Here is a 272-nt window from a genome sequence, read left to right as displayed (position 1 = left end):
ATCCATGCCGCGTTCGCGCCGGGCGACTTCATGCTGCCCAGGGAAAAACTGCTCGACTGGATCAGGATGTCGGCCCGGGCCGTGACGACCTATTACGGGCGATTTCCCGTCAACTCGCTCCGGCTGCTCTTGGTGCCGGTGGATGGAGGCCGCATTCGCGGCGGCACGACGTGGGGCTATCGCGGCGCCGCCATTCGCATTCCGCTCGGCCGCGATTCAAGCGAGGATGTGCTGCGCCGCGACTGGGTGATGGTGCACGAGATGGTGCATAC

1 pseudogene is annotated in these 272 nt (G+C 65.4%); it reads left to right on the top strand.

What is annotated here, in order from left to right:
• A pseudogene (locus QSV46_RS39795) lies at window positions 1-272 on the top strand (hypothetical protein); the annotation flags it as partial.

Origin of the sequence: Bradyrhizobium cosmicum, from assembly GCF_032290525.1 — a bacterium.
Taxonomy (GTDB): Bacteria; Pseudomonadota; Alphaproteobacteria; order Rhizobiales; family Xanthobacteraceae; genus Bradyrhizobium; species Bradyrhizobium cosmicum_A.
Note: the sequence above shows the minus strand (reverse complement) of the source record. Positions and strands in the feature narration are given on the sequence as shown.